Source organism: Paenibacillus xinjiangensis (assembly GCF_059686975.1).
Map to the genome: position 1 here is coordinate 224,533 of NZ_JCAALS010000006.1, position 18,052 is coordinate 242,584.

The window sequence follows — 18,052 nt, forward strand, 5'->3', positions numbered from 1 at the left end:
ATCTCATGAACTTCATCTACAAACTATCGTTTCAACAAAGAATATGGATGGCGTTTATCCTTATCGTGTCCGTCGTAATCTTGGCTACCGGTCTGCTGGCCTATCGGATAGCAGGCGGCATCGCCGAGAAGAACGCCGAGCGGCTTAGCCAGGATATGCTGAGCAAAACCTCGCAAGCGCTTGACGAGAAGCTGAACAAAATCAAAACGTCGATCTTCTCTATGATGATGAATATGGACTATAGAAGAGCGGTAGGGCTAGAGCCGACGTCGGACTTTCAAAACTATTACACGCATTTGTCGGCTCTTCAAACCGTGTTCATCCAGATGAAGCTGGTCGAGCCGCTGATCGATTCGATCATGGTGGCCACACCGGAAGGCTCTTATTACGAGACGTCAAAAATCGGGCTGCCTCGGGAATCCTTTTATGATTCATATCTCTACGATATGGTTGAGGCAACGGAGGAGCGTCATATCGAGCTGTGGATCGGACCACACGAGGATCCTTTCTATGACGAGAAAGGAGACATTATAACGTTCCTGACAGAGGGGGCAATGAATGCAGCTTCCGAGAACAAATACGTGCTCGCGAACGTGAAGGTAACGGAGCTTACCCGATATATTAACCGGGACTTAGGGTTTAACGAAGGACGGTTCATTCTGCTTTCCCGGGATGGAGAGATGATCTCGCCATCCAGCTCCGCTCCATTTCCGGATTTCGCGCAGCATGCTTCGGTGAGGCAAGCACTTCAAAAGAACGAAGGTAAATTCGTGTATCAAGCGGGCTACAACGATTATTTCGTGAATTACAGGCAGCTCGAGTCGGCCGGCAATTGGGTGTTGTTCAGCGTGCTTCCGAAACAGAGTATTGCCCAGCAGCTGGGAAGTATTACGGGGATCATCTTGACGTTTATCCTCCTTACCCTTATCGTCTCGATTTTCTTTGCGCGTCTGCTCACCCGGCTGCTTCTTCGGCCGCTTACCAAGCTTCAGACCGTGATGAAGAAAGTCGAGCACAGCGACCTGGACGTTCGGTTCGAGAGCGAATATCAAGACGAAATTTCACAGGTGGGCTTCCGATTCAACCGGATGCTGGACGAGATCAACCGGCTGTTCCTTGAGGTAAAGGAAGCGGAGACGGAGAAGCGGAAATCCGAGCTGAAAGCGATGCAGGCTCAGATCGATCCTCACTTCCTCTATAACACGCTGAACACCATTTATTGGAAAAGTCAGCTCCAAGAGCACGAGCATGTGCAGCAGATGGTTCTTTCCTTGTCGAAGCTGTTTCAGCTCGGCTTGAACAAAGGCAAAGAGATGACTTCCCTAAAGAATGAGATCACCCATGTGACGCAATACTTGAGCATTCAGAAGCAATGTTACACTTCCTTATTCGATTATCGGGCGGATGTACAGGAAGGACTTGATCTCTCACAGCCGATATTAAAAATTTTGCTGCAGCCGCTCGTCGAAAATTCGATACTGCACGGGTTCAAGGATTGGAAGGAAGGCGGATTCATCCATATTCATATTTACCAGCTCGAAGACCGGCTCGTGCTCGAGGTTGAAGATAATGGCGTTGGCTTCGAAGCCGTAGAAGAAGATGATAGCGCAGAGCTGAGCGGCTATGCGCTTCATAACATCCAGAAGCGACTGTCGCTCCAGTACGGAGGCGATGCGGAGCTTGAGCTCATTAGTATTCCGGGCATGCGAACCAAAGTAACCATTCGTATTCCATCACAATCGCAACTAAGCTGACTAGGAGTGGAACAGCATGAACACGAACAGTTGGAAGATGTGCGTCATTGACGACGTCGTCGCCGTTATCGACGGGATATCGAAAAGCGTGAAGTGGCAGGAGCATGATATACAGCTGGCTGGTATGGCGACCGACGGCGAAGAAGGACTGAAGCTAATCGAAGAGGTGTCGCCGGATATTATTATTACCGATATTCGGATGCCGAAGCTGGACGGCATGAGGTTAACTGAACGAGTGAAGTCCATACTTCCGAACAGCAAAATCATATTCATAACCGGGTTTACCGATTTCGAATACGCCCAGCAGGCTCTCAAGCTAGGCGCGTTCGATTTTCTGGCGAAGCCTTTTTCGCTGGACGAGATCGTGGAGGCTGTACTCAATGCAAAGAACGTGCTGGAAGAAGAACGGAGGGAGGAGCTTGTGCGGCTCGAGCTCGAGCAGAAGGTAAAGACAAGTCTGCCGATGCTCAGGCAGGAATATTTCCAGCTGCTGCTGCATCACCGCGGCGGCGAAGAGAACATTTTGAAACGGTGGGACTTCCTTGAAGTTCCGCTTGCCAAACAATATTTTGTGGTCATGGTGCTCGAGATGGACGATTTTGCGGAGAAATGCGAGCATATTCCGATCCATCAGGTGGAATCACAACGTTTCTCACTGCAAAATATTGTGGAAGAGACGATTTCAGCTTATACGACGGGTATCGTCTTCCGGGAAACGATGGATCGATTTGTTGCCGTTTTTAATGAAAACGGGCAGTTCGACAGCTTGATTCTAGCAGAGAAGTGCTGTCAGAACATTGAACAATATACGAGATTTACGGTTTCGATCGGCCTTGGGCTAGGGGTCACGAAGATGAATGAAATTGCCAGCTCGTATGAACAAGCGGTAGCGGCGTTGTCTTATCATTTCTATACCGGCGGTAACGGCGTGTTCGGCTATCATGAAGTGAACACAAGCGAAATCAGACGACCGTATTGCTCGGTTGACATGGAGAAGGAGCTGCTGTACAGCATTCGCAGCGGGAACTCACACAAAGCGTCCGAGCTATTCATGCGGATTTTTGCCGACTTTGCAGGCACGGACGATATGCCGGACCCGGAATATTTTATCAGCTTCTATTATGAGATGGCCTATATGATGATTCGCGTACTGCTGGAGATCGTATCTCATGAAGATGCCGTCGAGCTGGTGCGGAGCGTGCGCGAGCGGAATATGTCAGGCATTACGTCGCTGCACAAGATGCAGGAGAAGCTGCTTCAGCTCTGCTGGAAGATCTGCGAGATGATCGAACGTTCGCGAGCCAGCGAAGCCTCCGTTATTATCGAGAAGTCCGTGCGGTACATCCGGGAGCATCTGTATGAGGAGCTGACGGTGCAGAATCAGGCAAGGCATGTTCATCTTAGCGGGAGCTATTATGCCAACCTGTTCAAAAAAACGAAGGGTCTGCCATTTGCGCAGTTCGTGACGCAGGAGCGAATCGAGCTCGCCAAGAAGATGCTGGTCGAGGGGCATCAGGTTCAGGAAATCGCGATTGCTACGGGTTATGGGGACCGTCGTTACTTTAGCGAGGTGTTCAAGAAGCATATAGGCATAACGCCTTCGGAGTTCAAGCTGAAGTATTTGCCCGACGGGTGCTGAATCACTATTTTAAATACGGGGGATTATCTCATGTCTAACATTGGTGTCTGGGTAAAAGCCGAGCCTGGGGTGAGGCGGAAAATATTGAACGCGGGCAAGCAGCTGATGATGATGGAGGTGCACTTCGAAGCGAATGCCGAAGGCTATAAGCACAGCCACCCGCATGAGCAGATGACTTATTGCATGAGAGGCTCCTTCGAATTCGAGGTCGATGGGGAGAAGCGTGTTCTCCATGCAGGAGACACCCTCTGCATTCCCGCCCATGCCAAGCATGGATGCCGCGCATTGGAAGCAAGCATATTGCTGGACTCGTTCACGCCGCTGCGGGAGGATCTGTTAAACGAAAAGATAACCCCATAAGGACGCGATTTGTTGAGAAGGAGGCGCAGAGCGGTGAATGAGTCGCGAAGGGGAAGGGCAAGGAGCAATGCCCAGCTTCAAGAATTTGAGCAAGCGGTACATAGACTGCGCTCCGAAGCGCAGGAAGCGCTGCTGGTTCAGCATGGAGTGTCGAAGAACGAGCAAGGCAACTGGGGGCATTATTATCATTGCAGGCACGACGGTAATGCGTTGTCCTTTGAATGGTCGCGGCCGAAGGAGCATCACTGTCCGCACTGCGGAGCGCTCTGGACGGGCGAGCCGTTCGATTCCGCATGGACTGCTCTGGCGCACAGCAAGCGCGGGCATTTGATGAAGATATTGGCGGTCGAATTGGATCTGGAGCCAAATGAGCAAGCGCTTTCATATTTGAAGTCCGTTTTTCTGGATTATGCGCGTTATTATTCAGGGTTCCAGATTCATGGCGATATCCCATACAACGGTCCCGGCAAGCTGTTCGCCCAGACATTGGACGAATCGCATTGGATCATGGATCTGGCGCTTGCCTATCAATGGGTAAGCGATCAACTAGAGCCGGAAGATCGGGAGTATATTATGCAGGGCTTGTTCCGCCCCTGCGCCGATTTCTTGATCGCCAACAAGGAGAATCAGATTCATAATCATGCGGTGCTGATTACTTCTTCCATCTCTATTCTCGGATTTATCCTAAGCGACGCGAATATTCAGCTTGCGGGACTGGAAGGTGAATACGGCCTATATGATCAGATCGCTAGAGGCGTGCTCCCGGAAGGTTTCTGGTATGAGGGCGCGTTTACTTATCATTACTATGCGATGGAGCCGATCATTCAGTATGCGATTACGGTCGAAGGATCGGACTGGGATATTCGGAGAATCCCCGCCGTGAATGATGCTTTGAAGCAGATGTTCGAATTCCCGCTTGGCTTCCTGCTGCCGGGCGGCATGTTCCCATCGTTGAACGACGCGAGTAAAGTCGTTGGTATCGAATCGTACATCCATTTTTACGAGTTTGCTGGAGATTGGTACGGGTATGAGAAATATCAGGATCTGCTGGCGGAAGTTTATTCGGAAGGCAGGAGGCGGGATTCCCTATATGCGCTCATTTGCGGACTGCCTCTGGAGAGCTCAGCTGGAGGGCAATGCGAATTGATTCGAAAGCTGGCATTCGAATGGAATTCTTCGGAGGGCTCCGGATTGACGAAGCTTGTAAATCGACAAGGTCATCATGTGACCTTGAAGCACAGTCCGTTCAGCGGCGAGCATGATCATATGGATCGGCTGGGCATCTCTTACGGATTCGGGAACATGCCGATCTTTATTGATCCCGGGACGGTAGCGTATGCCGTGCCCGCTCATTATGACTGGTTCAAGCATACGTATTCGCATAACACTGCATCCTTGAACGGCGCCGACCAACCTCCCGCCGACTGCCGCTTAATCGCGTCCGGAGAGGAGCATTGGGGGCAATGGGCTGCTACATCCGTGTGCTGGAACAGTGGGGATTATCGCATGAAAGACAGCATTATTTTGCCGGAGAAGATGTGCTCGTGGGATGAATCCGCGTATGACGGTTCGGAACTGACACGCATTGTTGCGTTGACGGAGCATGTGCTCCTCGATCTGATCAAGGTAAGCGCGAAAGAAGGTACGGAGGTTGATGTGCTGTACCACATTAGCGGCGAAGTCAAGCTCACGGAGAAATGGGAGAGTACGGGTGACCGATTAAGCTTGCTTAAGCAGGATTTGTTTAGGGATAAGCGCAAACGGCCGTCGGTTGGAGTCGATCGCGTGAGCTGGACAGCAGGCGGTCTTCTGGTAGACCAACATTTCTGGAGCTCCGAGGCCTGCACGCTATATGCCGCGAGAACGCCGGATAATCCGCCCGATCGGGATCGCCATTCGTTCATCCAGCGCCTGCAGATCGGCACCGCGGGGGAGGTATGGGTGATGAACTTCTTCACTGCCGGTTGTCCGGGCGCTATCAGCATATCCGTGCGCAAGTCTTCCGATCAATCGTTCGAATTGGCGATTATAGGGGGATCGTTCGAACAACGATTTGTCGTCCAATGCCTGGGAGATCAAGTGGAACTGCTTCAAATCGAATAACGTTGACCGCGTTGTACTGTCAGAGATGGAAGAGTATACACCATAAAGACTAGCATGCTAAAAAAAATATGAAAGGTGAGTTAACACGATGTGGAATGAAGCGTTGGTGCATGCAGTGGAGAAGACAAAAGGCAATATTGAGAAGTTCGGAGATTTGTTTCCGTGGACCGGGATAGATGGAGGCGGTTATAAGCGAAGCAACCACGAGGACTGGACGGAAGGCTTCTGGTCGGGCCTGCTTTGGCTTAGCTATGAGGCATCGGGAGATCCAGTATTTCGCGAAGCGGCCATACGGACAGTTAACAGCTTCCGCAAGCGTTTGGTTGATTTCAAGGTGCTGGATCATCACGATATCGGCTTTCTCTACATGCCTTCGGCTGTAGCCTGGTGGATGCTGGAGGAAGCGGAAGAGGCGAAGAAGCTGGGACTAGAGGCGGCGGAGACGCTGCTGAAGCGCTGGCGGCACGCTGGCGGTTATATACAGGCTTGGGGCCCCACCCTCGACCCGCAGAACGGTGGCCGCATCATTATCGACTGTTTGCTAAATATCCCTCTTTTATACTGGGCCTATGAACAAACGGGAGATTCCCGCTATCTAGACACAGCTTCGGCTCATGCCGAGAAAAGTCGCAGGTTTCTCGTACGGGGAGACGATTCGTCTTATCATACTTTTAATTTCAAGCAGGAGACCGGTGAGCCTATAGGTGGAGGAACCCATCAAGGCTACACGGACGGGTCCACCTGGACACGTGGTCAGGCTTGGGGGATATACGGATTTATCCTTTCGTATCGCTACACGCAAAACCCGCTTTACTTGGAGACCTCTCGCAGAATGGCAGCCTACTTTATCGACCGTCTGCCGGAGGATCAGGTAACGTATTGGGATTTCGACGCACCGGTGGAGGAAGGAACGCCAAGGGACAGCTCGGCTACGGCGATTGCTTGCTGCGGTATCCTGGAGTTGATCGGTCATCTGCCGGAAAGGGACCCGGATCGTATCCGTTTCGAGTCTGCGGTTCATCGCTGCATGAAGTCGCTAACCGAGAATTATTTCACCGACGACGACCCAGAGGCAGAAGGGTTGTTGCGGCACGGCTCCTATCATGTACGCGGGGGCATGTCGCCGGACGATTTCGTTATCTGGGGGGATTACTTCTACATGGAAGCGCTGATGAGGCTGGTCAAAGACGTGCCAGGTTACTGGTATGAACGAAAAGCGTGAAATTCGTCTTAGGGAAATTCCGATCCAACGGCGAATCGCTCTCATCCAATGAATCCTATGACAATATGGAATGATAGAAATAACCTGTCTAGTATCGCCGCCAAAAGAGTTTGAATATTCAGATAAATAATACGCAACGCTAGTTATCTTATTTCTTAACTGGAGGAGGTAACATGTTATGAAAAGCAAGAATAGCAGTAAGCAAGGGGTAGCTCCTGCGAATTGTGCCACTCGGTTGCTGACCGGTCTGCTGACGGTAGCGCTCGTGTTCGGGGTGGTGCCGCCCGCGGCGGTCTCAGCAGCGGATGAACCGGAAGGAGAGGCGGCAGCGCCAATCGTCTTGAATGCCACGGATGATGCCCATATCTCCAGGCTGAATTCGGATACCAACTATGGCAACACGTCAAGTCTGGAGGTGACACACGATGAGCATCCAAGCAATGTGAGGCGTATTTATTTAAAATTCAATCTTAACGGCATCGATCTAGACGATATCCGATCGGGTATCCTGCGGCTGTATAACAACGATACGCGTTATAATGCAACGGTTACGTCATTTGAGACGAACGGCAATCATACGGAGTGGACAGAGAGTACGATTAATTGGAACAATGCTCCTGCACCGGGACCCGCTATTACAACACTTGAGGGCGGCATCGCTTCAGTGGATATAGTTAGTCAAGGAACGAGTGCTGAGAATCGTATCGAAGGGGCCCGCTATTACGAGATTGACGTGACGAACCATTTGCGTAAAGCGAGTGATAACGGTTTGCTGTCCATCATACTTCAAAGTTCCGGTTATACAACGTTTGCGAGCAAGTCATTCTCGGGCGGTGCCTATCCGCCGCAGCTCGTATTAAATAGCGAAGAAGTGGAGACGCCGGTGGAGCAGCAGTACGGGCAACTTGATGATAACGGCAGAAGCAGCCTCTATCCAACAGATTGGTATCCGGGCTTCTCCGATGAGGAAGGACGATTCCTGCATGACTTTTCTTACGCCGGCTACCGGAAGGGACAATCGCCGCCGGATGACATACCGGGGGTGTTCCTTGATGTGACAGAAGCACCATACAACGCCGACAACACGGGGACGGACGATATGACGACGGTTATTCAACGGGCGATCGACGATGCTGGCGAAGCGGGCGGTGGCGTTGTTTATTTGCCGCCGGGAACATACCGGATCAAGCCACAGGACACGAACAGTGAGTCGCTGCGTATTAGCCGGAGCGGTGTCGTCTTGCGCGGAGCTGGGCCTGAGCATACGTTTCTTTTTAACGACGAGCCTGTCATGAGATCCCGGGATATTATTGCTGTGACTTCGGAGAGCAGTCAATTTCAAGCCATAACGGGCACTGAAACGTTCATACGCGTCGATCTGCCGGAGCCGACCGTCATTATTCCCGTGCAGGATGCTTCCTTGTTTCAACCCGGCGATTGGGTAACGGTCAGCAACAAGTACACGGCCGAGTTCATCGAGGAGCATCAAATGACCGACTGGTGGAATATTTACGAGGGCAACGAAGGGATTACGTTCTATCGGAAAGTGGTCGCCGTCGATGCCGACACGAATACGATTACGATCGATATTCCGACGCGTTATCCGCTTAAGATTAGAGACTTCTCCAGCGTCTACAAACTGACTCCTCCCGTTACCGAAGTCGGAGTCGAGCATTTATCAATCGGCAATGTGGAGAATTTGACTTCCGGTCTACAGGAAAATGACTATACGATTGAAGGCACAGGTAGCCATCAAGTCGCCGGAAACAAAGCGATCCGCTTCATTCGCGTCGTGGACGCTTGGGCACGTAATGTGCATTCCTATCGTCCGCCGAGCAATTCGGCAGGGTATGACTATCATATCTTGTCAAGCGGAATTACGACCTTCGACTCGCGAAATGTGACGATTGTAGATACGGACATCCGCAAGCCGCTGTACCGAGGCGGAGGCGGGAACGGGTACTTATATGAGCTTATCGGTAATGACAACCTGATTCTGAACGCAAGAGCCGAGGAGGGGCGGCATAATTATTCATTCTCTCATATGCGAACAAATGGCAATGTCATTCGCCATTCCGTGTCGCGCAATCCGTCGCTGGTTATCGACTTCCATCAGTATTTGAGCGCGTCGAACCTGATCGACGGGATAGAGCTTGATGGCGACAGAATTGAGGCGAGCGTCAGACCGTATCCTTCGACTAGCCAGTCCTACAGACACGGGGTAACGACTTCACAGTCAGTATTCTGGAACACACATGGGGTCAGGGCGCATCCCAACTTGAGTGACATTGTAATCGACTCCAGGCAGTACGGCTATGGATATATTATCGGAACGAAGGGCAACGTGACGGGGATAAGGGTCGAACCGACGCTGCACAGCGCCCGAGAGACTGCTCCCGTCGATTTCGTGGAAGGGCTTGGCCAGGGCGATGCGCTGCAGCCGCAGTCGCTGTATCTCGATCAATTGAACAAACGAATCGATCGCCAGACTGTCGATTTGCGGACGATTACGCTGAACGGAAATCCGATCGCTGGCTTCCAGCCGGGCAAGCGGGCATATGAGATTGTACTGCCCTACGGTACGACGAATGTGCCATCACTTGCGGCCGTTGCCGGAAGCGAAGGCGCGACGGTTGCGGTAGAGCAGGCGGCGGCATTGCCGGGAACGGCCGTCATTACAGTTGCATCGCAGGATGGGTTGAAGAGCGCCCAATATACGGTGATTCTGAATACTTCCGATACACCTGCCGTGATGCAGCAGATTGCGCTGCTGCCCGACCGTACGAAGCCGGGCTGGAATTCCGGCACAAGCATGGACAGCGGCACCACAGCCTGGATGCAGGTGATAGGCAGCATGTCAGACGGGACTGAAGCCGTACTCGAGGAAGCCAACGTGACGTTCGAATCCGACAATGAAGCGGTGTTGAGCGTGAACGGAGAAGGACAAGTTACGGCGGTTGCTCCAGGTGTGGCGAACGTAACGGTTAGCGTAGAGCTTGGCGGTATCACGCTTTCCAAGAGCACCAGTGTCGTCTCGTCAGTTGTTGTACCTCCTGATCTGGAAAACCTGCCGATCGTTGCGGTCAGCTCCAGCAGCGATGACGGCAACGTCGTAGAGAACATCATCGACAACAACCTAGATACGAGGTGGTCTTCCAGCGGCGAAGGGCAATGGGCAGTCGCCGATCTCGGCCAGGTATTGCATGTAAATTCCGTAAGCATCGCTTTCTTCAACGGACAAATGCGCAAAACGATCTTCGAACTTGAAGTGTCCGTGGACGGCGAGCAGTGGACGAAAGTGTATGACAAAATAGAGGAAGGAAATTCGAGCGGAACGACAAACCTATTCGAGCTGTTCGTCTTCGATGAGTCTCACAACGCCCGTTATGTGCGTTTCATCGGCTATGGAAACAATTTGAACCTATGGAGCAGTATTAGCGAGCTGCGCATTCATCCGGGCCCATCTTCGGGTGAAGAAGAAGAAGAGCAGGAAGGCGGCAGCAACGTAGTCGCTTTACCATCCGCACCCGATCAAGGTGCACTCTCGGAATCCGTGAATGCCGAATTGCCGGCGTCGGGGGGCTTAGCGTTAATCAAATCCTCGTTTGCTTCAATAGAAGCTCCAGGCAATATGTTCTCCGGTCAGAATATTAGGCAAGGGGCGGAGATTGTGTTCGGGTTTTCAGTTGCGGATGCCGGCCAAAGAGCAATACTGGGCAGCCATGTGAAGCGGTCTGTCGGGGACAGGCCGATCGTCTCCATCTCGGTGACAGTTAACGGCGAACCAACGCACTGGAGCAACCCCGACGCTCCGCTAACGGTATGGATACCCTATGCGCCATCGCAAGCGGAACTCGCCGATCCGCAACTGCTGGAGAAAATAACAATTTGGCGTATCGATGACAACGGCGAGACAACGGCTGTTCCGAACTCGCGCTACGATGCTCCATCCTCAAGCATTGTCTTCACAACGACGGAATTGTCGAGGTTCGCAGTCGCTTTGGAGGAACGGTCGTTCCGTGATCTTGGCACTGTGCCATGGGCGCGGCATGAAATCGAAGTACTTGCATCAAGAGGAGTCATTTCCGGCATGTCGACATTTGACTTTGCTCCGCGGCAAAATATTCGCAGAGCCGACTTTACGAAGTTGTTCGTTCAGGCGTTCGGCCTGTCCGCGAGGGCTGACAGAGAATTCAGCGATGTCGGTACAGAAGATTATTATGGACCGGAGGTTGCGATCGCGGCCCGGCTTGGCATCGTGAACGGTGACGGCAAAGGAAGCTTCAGGCCGGCCGCGCAAATTACCCGTCAGGACATGATGGTTATTGCCGCTCGTGGGTTGAGGGCGAGCGGCAAGCTGCAAGTCGGGGATGCAGAAGCACTCACGAAACGATTCAAGGATGCGGATGACGTCGCGCCATACGCGAAGGAAGACATTGTAATGCTAGTCCAAGCCGGAATCATCCAGGGCAGCGGAGGGCTGCTCAATCCGCAGGACACTGCTACAAGGGCGGAGGCTGCAGCTCTGCTGTACAGGCTGCTGAAGCTGTAACATCTGACCGTCATAAAGAGGGTAGGATCTAGCCATGTGCCGAATCCTGCCCTCTTCTGGTGAGCCTGGCATGGGCGATCGGATATCCATGATCTAGCCGCTATTCAACGACTTGCCTGATGGCGAACCATTATTTTTATCAACTAGGGGTACTCCATACACATACTCAGCTTATTATTCAAATTGGTATACCATCACCAAAAAAAATGCCTGGATAAAATGGTCGAGTATGATGTTGAAAGCAGAAAACATCTATTGCCCAAAAGATATATTTTTCAACACCAATCGAGACACATTAACGTTACTTCACTTAATGCGATCCTTCGTTTTCTTTTGCACGGTATTGTGATTCAATCTGCCGAAGGAAATCAAGTGGTCTAGGTGGAGACTTTTTCGCGCCTTTACCAGGCCCAGCCTGAAATCGAATGAGTTCAAGAGACTATTTCATTGGAATGCAGTAACTGTTACAGTATAATCTGCCGCTGTCTTATTGTTTTAATAATTTCGAGCAGTTTTCGTACAAACAAATCACTGGCATCAAGCATCTATGACCGGAAAGCGGCTCCCAAGTTTGAAGAACCATATACTAAAATTGGTTATAAGTCTGTTGAAGTTGCATTAGAGAAATCTGAAACGTCAAACCAAAGGGAATTAAAATTGCCAACTAGAAAAAACTACCGTTTAGAAGATGGCAGTAATGCGCTATATTTCACTACCAAGACTCACCGAAAATTCGTAGGATTCAAAGTCTTAGTTTTTTTTAAAAATGGATGGCAATATCGTATTTCTATCGATAGTCGAATAGGAAACAAAGTTACTCCAAATGTACTTATTGAAATTGCGGAATCTGTGAGTAACTTGTTAATCCCCCCCCCCGATGCCAAAAGAGTTGTCATGAAGACAACTCTTTTTGTTTATTTAAGTAACAGTAGGCCAAACGAACCACCCTATCATTAACCCATTTTTCTATAAATAGTTTATAGTCTAGCCAATAGTTAGCTATTAGTCCATGCTTAAGAAATATGACTCACATACACTGAACAATCTTTATAGGAGGTGTCGTTGTGAGTTGTCCCGCTATAAAAAAACGGTGCAAAAGGAAACCCGTTATTGTGCGCCATCCAAAAGGAAAAAAAAAGAAAAATTGTCCTCGAGTTGTCAAGAAGATAGCTTGTACAAATTGTCCCCCGCTTAACGGGCAGCAATTACTACGAGAACTTGCGGGAGCAATTACAGAAGCTGGACCTCAAGGACTTGCAGGAGCACTTGGACCCCAAGGACTAACAGGGTTAGTAGGAGCAATCGGCGCACTTGGACCCGAAGGACTTGCAGGAGCTCTTGGACCCCAGGGAGCAGCAGGACTTATAGGAGCAATCGGCGCACTTGGACCCCAAGGAATCGCAGGTGCACTTGGCCCTCAAGGATTAGCAGGACTTGTAGGAGCAATTGGAGCACTTGGACCTGAAGGACTTGCAGGAGCACTTGGACCCCAAGGATTAGCAGGACTTGCAGGAGCAATTGGCGCAACTGGATTGACAGGTCCAGCAGGAGCAACGGGACCAGCGGGACCTGTAGGGCCGGCAGGTGGAGTATTAGGCTTTGCAGATTTTTTTGCCTTGATGCCCCCTGATAATGCAGCAACTGTCGCACCCAATACTGACGTAAGTTTTCCGCGAAATGGTCCAATTAGCGGGACTGCGATTACACGTATAAATGCGAGCTCATTTAACTTGGCTGCAATCGGCACATATCAGGTTTTGTTTCAGGTAAATGTAAATGAAGCGGGCCAATTGATGTTAACACTAAATGGCGCTGACTTAGCCTATACGGTGGTCGGACGTGCAACAGGAACTTCTCAAATAGTAGGAATGGCTCTTGTACAAACAACAGTCATTAATTCAGTACTCACCGTTCGAAATCCTGCAGGTAATTCCACGGCACTCACAATCACTCCATTAGCTGGAGGAACCAGGTCGGATTCTGCACATCTTGTTATTATGCAGATCGCATAGAGGTAAAAAAATTTTATACGGGATTTTTGATGAATCTACTATATTTTCATATAGAGTTACACAACTTAAGTGGGCAACCGTTTTATTAAACGGAGGTCCTTTTTTTTGTGGAAACTTCGGTTAGAAAGAGGGAAGAGAGGAATGGGCTTCAATACTTGCAGATACAGCCCACTATAACGAACAAGAAGATAAGAGGTGATCATGGCTAGCTGACTATGGGTGCTAACTTTTCTGGTAAGGAAATCATTATCCGAAAGAAAGGCAGCTAAAATTATACCTGTCCAGAGACACAAATGTGCCACCAATAGAAGTAAACAATTCATGGTAGAATAGTTATAAATATGACGACCAATGTGAGGTGATTCATAATGAACCATCAAGTACTCCTTCCAATCATACAACGACTAGAGGAAAACAATATTACATATGCACTTGGCGGTAGTGGATTGTTGCACTATTTGGGCTTAATTGATTCAGTGAATGACTGGGATATTGTTGTGGAATGCCCAAAAGATACGTTGCTCAAGGCTATAAACGTATATGACTGGATAGAACAAAGAAGTGGAGATCATCCCTTTGCAAGTCAGTACCGAATAAGTATTGACTCTCATAAAATAGATTTTATTGGATACTTTGCTTTACATTCCGATAATGTTGTTCTTAAATTACCGGTAAATTTATTTGGAAAGTGGGACGGCATAAATATATCAAGTCCTGAAGTTTGGTACGTAGCATATTACCTAATGAATAGGAAATTAAAAGCGAACATCATTCTGAATTTTTTAAAATCCCATAAAGAAAAGGTGAACGCTAATTTAATTAAGGATTTGATAAAAAACCATGGTCTCAATAATGAGATAAGACAAGAACTTAGTTTGCTGATTTAATTATGGATGAGCGATCGACTACCATGCCAAACACCCGAATGCGCGGCAACCATTCAAAGACGGGCGGAACCTGTCATCTGTTGCTTTCATTGGCTTGGATCGGTGATGAGGAGGTCATTCGGATGTTCGCGAAATGGAGGCAAAATCCGCCTCTATGGGTATCTAAGTTATTCGTGGAGTGAATATAATACCGTTCCTAATTTCTTACCAGAAACGGAGCCGGATGAAGAACTGAAATGGCGTGCCATGCGACTATCGGAAGGATTGATGGGGACCTACAAGCTTGAGGCACCTATCTCTCAGATCGGGGGTCATCCAGCCTGGATTCAGGATACGGAGTATCCCACATGCCCCGCTGCACTGTAATTCGAAAGGTTGCACAAGCTTAAGGGCAGCGGAAACACTGTCCTATTTCGTCATGTTACAGCTATATAGTATATAAGAATTATAGGATCTATTAAACAGGGGAAAACAAGGATAAATTGAATTTTTTAAGATTTTTCTGTGCCTCCGATGATATTTGTAGAAAGGGCTCAGGCGGTTTGTTTTATTATCAACACTGGGTTTTACGAAATATTACAAGCTGCACTAACACATACTGAAGAAAAACCCGAATGCAGTTTACCATCAACGGAGGTCATTTCATGGTATTTACCATTACAATTATCATTGTTGTGCTTTTTGCAATATGGGGAGCCGTCGCTCCTAATCAGATGGCTAATATGGCTAACGTCGCCTACGACTTCTCCATCCAAAATTTTGGCTGGTTTTATTTGCTGGCTACGCTTTTTTTCCTGTTTTTCGCTTTCTATTTAGCGTTCAGCCGGTTTGGCAGCATTAGGCTGGGGGATGACGATGATGAACCGGAATATTCCACGCTATCCTGGCTGTCCATGCTATTCAGCGCAGGTATGGGCATTGGACTGGTTTTCTGGGGCGTAGCTGAACCTTTGTCTCATTATTTATCTCCACCTGAGGGCGCAGAAGGCGGTACAACGGATGCGGCAAGGCTTTCGATGCGATATTCCTTTTTTCATTGGGGACTGCATCCATGGGCTATTTATACCGTCATCGGATTAACGCTTGCTTACTTCCAGTTTCGGAAAGGTTACAAAGGCTTGATCAGCTCCACCTTTATTCCTTTATTGGGCGAACGTCTTGCTGCTGGCTGGATAGGCAAAACCATTGATATTTTGGCGGTAATCGCTACTATCTTTGGAGTAGCAACTTCGCTTGGACTGGGTGCTCTTCAGATCGGCGGAGGGTTGTACTATTTATTTGGGATACCTAACTCGGTTACGTCTCAGATTGTAATCATCGCCGTGGTGACGGTGTTGTTCCTCATCTCGGCAACTACAGGTCTGGATAAAGGAATTAAAATTCTGAGCAACACAAACCTGGTTATAGCTGTTTTATTAATGCTTTTCGTATGGGTAACAGGGCCGACTTCCTTTATATTCGATACTTTCACGACCACTTTAGGCAGCTATCTGCAAAATATCATTAATATGAGTCTGAGACTAACTCCTTTTTCAAGGGGAACCTGGGTTGGTGCATGGACTTTATTCTATTGGGCATGGTGGATAGCTTGGGCTCCCTTTGTTGGAACCTTTATCGCAAGGGTATCCAAAGGAAGGACTATCAAGGAATTTGTAATCTGCGTTATGATTATTCCGAGCCTGTTTGGTTTTATCTGGTTTTCGGTCTTTGGCGGAACGGGGCTTCACCTGGAAATGTTTAATGCCGCCCATCTGGCGGAAGCCGTTAAAGAAGATACTACTACCTCTCTTTTTATCACTCTGGAGCAACTGCCCTTGGGCACCATAATAGCTTTCATTGCTACGCTCCTGATCATGACCTTTTTTATTACGTCGGCCGATTCGGCTACCTTTGTGCTGGGAATGCTGACTTCGGATGGCAAGCTGGATCCGAGTATAACAGTGAAATTAACCTGGGGAATCCTGCAATCCGCCATAGCGGTGGTGCTGCTGATCAGCGGCGGGTTAAACGGCCTTCAGACCGCCTCCATTGTAGCCGCCTTGCCGTTTGCCGTTGTTCTAATCGGCATGTGTTTCTCACTGCTCAAGTCCCTGCAGGCTGAGGACAAAGAGCGCCGCCAAAGGGAAAAACGACAGCGCCTAAAGCTGAAACGATTGCTGGAGGAACAAGAGGCATCGAAGAATGAAATTCCGGTTAGGTAATATGAACTTCATCCCACTGTACGCAGCAGTGAAGTTTTAAATATGGAGTAGGGATGTTTATTCTTAAGAGAAGAAACTGCTACAATAATTGAATATTCTATTATGTGTTAAATTTAATTTGTGTTAAATTAGTTCATATGGAAAATGGAGGGGCTTTTATGACAATAGGATCACAAAACGATATTGATGGTCTGAAGGAAATTGGCAAAATCGTTGCATTGACGATTAGTGAAATGAAACGTCACGCACGTGTAGGAATTACGACAAAGGAACTGGATGATATTGGAGGGCAGTTTTTAAAAAGGCATGGGGCTGTGCCGGCACCTAAGTCAACTTACAATTTCCCTGGCAACACATGTATTAGTATTAACCACGAAGTTGCCCACGGAATACCGGGAAATCGAATCATTCAACCGGGCGATTTAATAAACATCGATGTTTCTGCAGAATTGGGAGGCTATTATGCGGATGCGGGACATTCTTTTCCAATACCTCCATACGAGACATCATTGATGCGTCTGTGTCAATACACACACAATACAATGATGAAAGTAATCTCTTCACTTAAGCATGGAGTAAAATTGAACGAAATCGGAAGGATTATTGAAATCGAGGCTAAAAAAGGAGGCTATAATGTAATTAAGAATCTGTGTAGCCACGGTATTGGAAAATCTCTGCACGAGACCCCAAAAGAGATTCTACCCGTTTATAACAAGCACGATAAACGGGTATTGAAAGAGGGCATGGTAATTACAATCGAGCCCTTTTTATCTACAGGTTCAGGGTATGTCGTTGAGCAAACGGATGGATGGACTTTATGTGTACCCGATAATAGCTTTGTGGCACAACATGAGCATACTATAATAGTTACAAAGAATCAGCCAATAATCGTCACTGCAGTATAGACCATCAGATCTATAGAGAAGATGGTGGAGAAATACGTAATTGCATTTGGTAAACCGTCATTAACCGTCCACACGTTAAGACATTCATTTGTAACCAGGGATCATCAAGAGAATAACGATGTCCCGAAGTTAAGAGACCAACTGGGACATTCGTCGATCCAAACTACAATGATTATACTCATTTATTCAATGATGATCTGAAGAAAGCAGTAAATAAAATGGTACACAACGAGTACAATAGTAAATCGAATCTGGTTGCATTAATAAAATCACTGTTAATGTTAACAGAAGTTATGCAACAGGTATGGGTCTGTCAATAATTTTGTGTAAACTCATTTATAAGGATTCCCCCGAGGGGGAATTTTCCTTTTAGCGTAGGTGCTTACCAACCCGTTCCGGGAAGAAAACGGAGAGTTG

Annotated in this window: 10 protein-coding genes and 1 pseudogene; all 11 read left to right on the forward strand. The window is 48.6% G+C overall.

Annotated elements, in window-relative coordinates; genetic code table 11:
* Nucleotides 1-5: 5 nt before the first annotated feature.
* Nucleotides 6-1,754: a sensor histidine kinase gene (locus AC6ESP_RS08680; RefSeq protein ID WP_497096305.1), complete on the forward strand. Its 1,749-nt coding sequence runs from the start codon at nucleotides 6-8 to the stop codon at nucleotides 1,752-1,754.
* A gap of 16 nt (nucleotides 1,755-1,770) precedes the next feature.
* The gene (locus AC6ESP_RS08685; protein WP_497096306.1) at nucleotides 1,771-3,393 is read left to right on the forward strand and encodes a response regulator; all 1,623 of its coding nucleotides are present in this window, start codon (nucleotides 1,771-1,773) and stop codon (nucleotides 3,391-3,393) included.
* Nucleotides 3,394-3,423: 30 nt separating this feature from the next.
* A complete protein-coding gene (locus AC6ESP_RS08690; RefSeq protein WP_497096307.1) occupies nucleotides 3,424-3,753 on the forward strand; it encodes a cupin domain-containing protein in 330 nt (109 codons plus the stop codon).
* A gap of 33 nt (nucleotides 3,754-3,786) precedes the next feature.
* Nucleotides 3,787-5,856, forward strand: coding sequence for a heparinase II/III domain-containing protein (locus AC6ESP_RS08695; protein WP_497096308.1), 2,070 nt, complete (start codon nucleotides 3,787-3,789; stop codon nucleotides 5,854-5,856).
* An 88-nt stretch (nucleotides 5,857-5,944) separates the two neighbouring features.
* Nucleotides 5,945-7,078 (forward strand): glycoside hydrolase family 88 protein, encoded by a 1,134-nt coding sequence (locus tag AC6ESP_RS08700; RefSeq protein ID WP_497096309.1) that lies wholly within the window; start codon nucleotides 5,945-5,947, stop codon nucleotides 7,076-7,078.
* Nucleotides 7,079-7,256: 178 nt separating this feature from the next.
* On the forward strand, nucleotides 7,257-11,630 hold the full coding sequence (locus AC6ESP_RS08705) for an S-layer homology domain-containing protein (protein ID WP_497096310.1): 4,374 nt from the start codon (nucleotides 7,257-7,259) through the stop codon (nucleotides 11,628-11,630).
* A 1,112-nt stretch (nucleotides 11,631-12,742) separates the two neighbouring features.
* Entirely contained in the window at nucleotides 12,743-13,642 is a 900-nt protein-coding gene (locus AC6ESP_RS08710; protein ID WP_497096311.1) for a collagen-like protein, read from the forward strand.
* A 368-nt stretch (nucleotides 13,643-14,010) separates the two neighbouring features.
* Nucleotides 14,011-14,529, forward strand: a complete 519-nt coding sequence (locus AC6ESP_RS08715) for a hypothetical protein (RefSeq protein ID WP_497096312.1) — start codon at nucleotides 14,011-14,013, stop codon at nucleotides 14,527-14,529.
* 644 nt (nucleotides 14,530-15,173) lie between these two features.
* Nucleotides 15,174-16,730, forward strand: a complete 1,557-nt coding sequence (locus AC6ESP_RS08720; RefSeq protein ID WP_497096313.1) for a glycine betaine uptake BCCT transporter — start codon at nucleotides 15,174-15,176, stop codon at nucleotides 16,728-16,730.
* Nucleotides 16,731-16,888: 158 nt separating this feature from the next.
* Nucleotides 16,889-17,635, forward strand: a complete 747-nt coding sequence (gene map, locus AC6ESP_RS08725) for a type I methionyl aminopeptidase (protein ID WP_497096314.1) — start codon at nucleotides 16,889-16,891, stop codon at nucleotides 17,633-17,635.
* Nucleotides 17,636-17,856 (forward strand): annotated as a pseudogene (locus tag AC6ESP_RS08730) (tyrosine-type recombinase/integrase); the annotation flags it as partial.
* Between the last annotated feature and the right edge of the window lie 196 nt (nucleotides 17,857-18,052).

Excerpts from the sequence above, each read along its gene's own strand:
- AC6ESP_RS08680 (WP_497096305.1), top strand. The coding sequence starts at position 6 with ATGAACTTCATCTACAAACTATCGTTTCAACAAAGAATATGGATGGCG.
- AC6ESP_RS08685 (WP_497096306.1), top strand. The coding sequence starts at position 1,771 with ATGAACACGAACAGTTGGAAGATGTGCGTCATTGACGACGTCGTCGCC.
- AC6ESP_RS08690 (WP_497096307.1), top strand. The coding sequence starts at position 3,424 with ATGTCTAACATTGGTGTCTGGGTAAAAGCCGAGCCTGGGGTGAGGCGG.
- AC6ESP_RS08700 (WP_497096309.1), top strand. The coding sequence starts at position 5,945 with ATGTGGAATGAAGCGTTGGTGCATGCAGTGGAGAAGACAAAAGGCAAT.
- AC6ESP_RS08705 (WP_497096310.1), top strand. The coding sequence starts at position 7,257 with ATGAAAAGCAAGAATAGCAGTAAGCAAGGGGTAGCTCCTGCGAATTGT.
- AC6ESP_RS08715 (WP_497096312.1), top strand. The coding sequence starts at position 14,011 with ATGAACCATCAAGTACTCCTTCCAATCATACAACGACTAGAGGAAAAC.
- AC6ESP_RS08720 (WP_497096313.1), top strand. The coding sequence starts at position 15,174 with ATGGTATTTACCATTACAATTATCATTGTTGTGCTTTTTGCAATATGG.
- map (WP_497096314.1), top strand. The coding sequence starts at position 16,889 with ATGACAATAGGATCACAAAACGATATTGATGGTCTGAAGGAAATTGGC.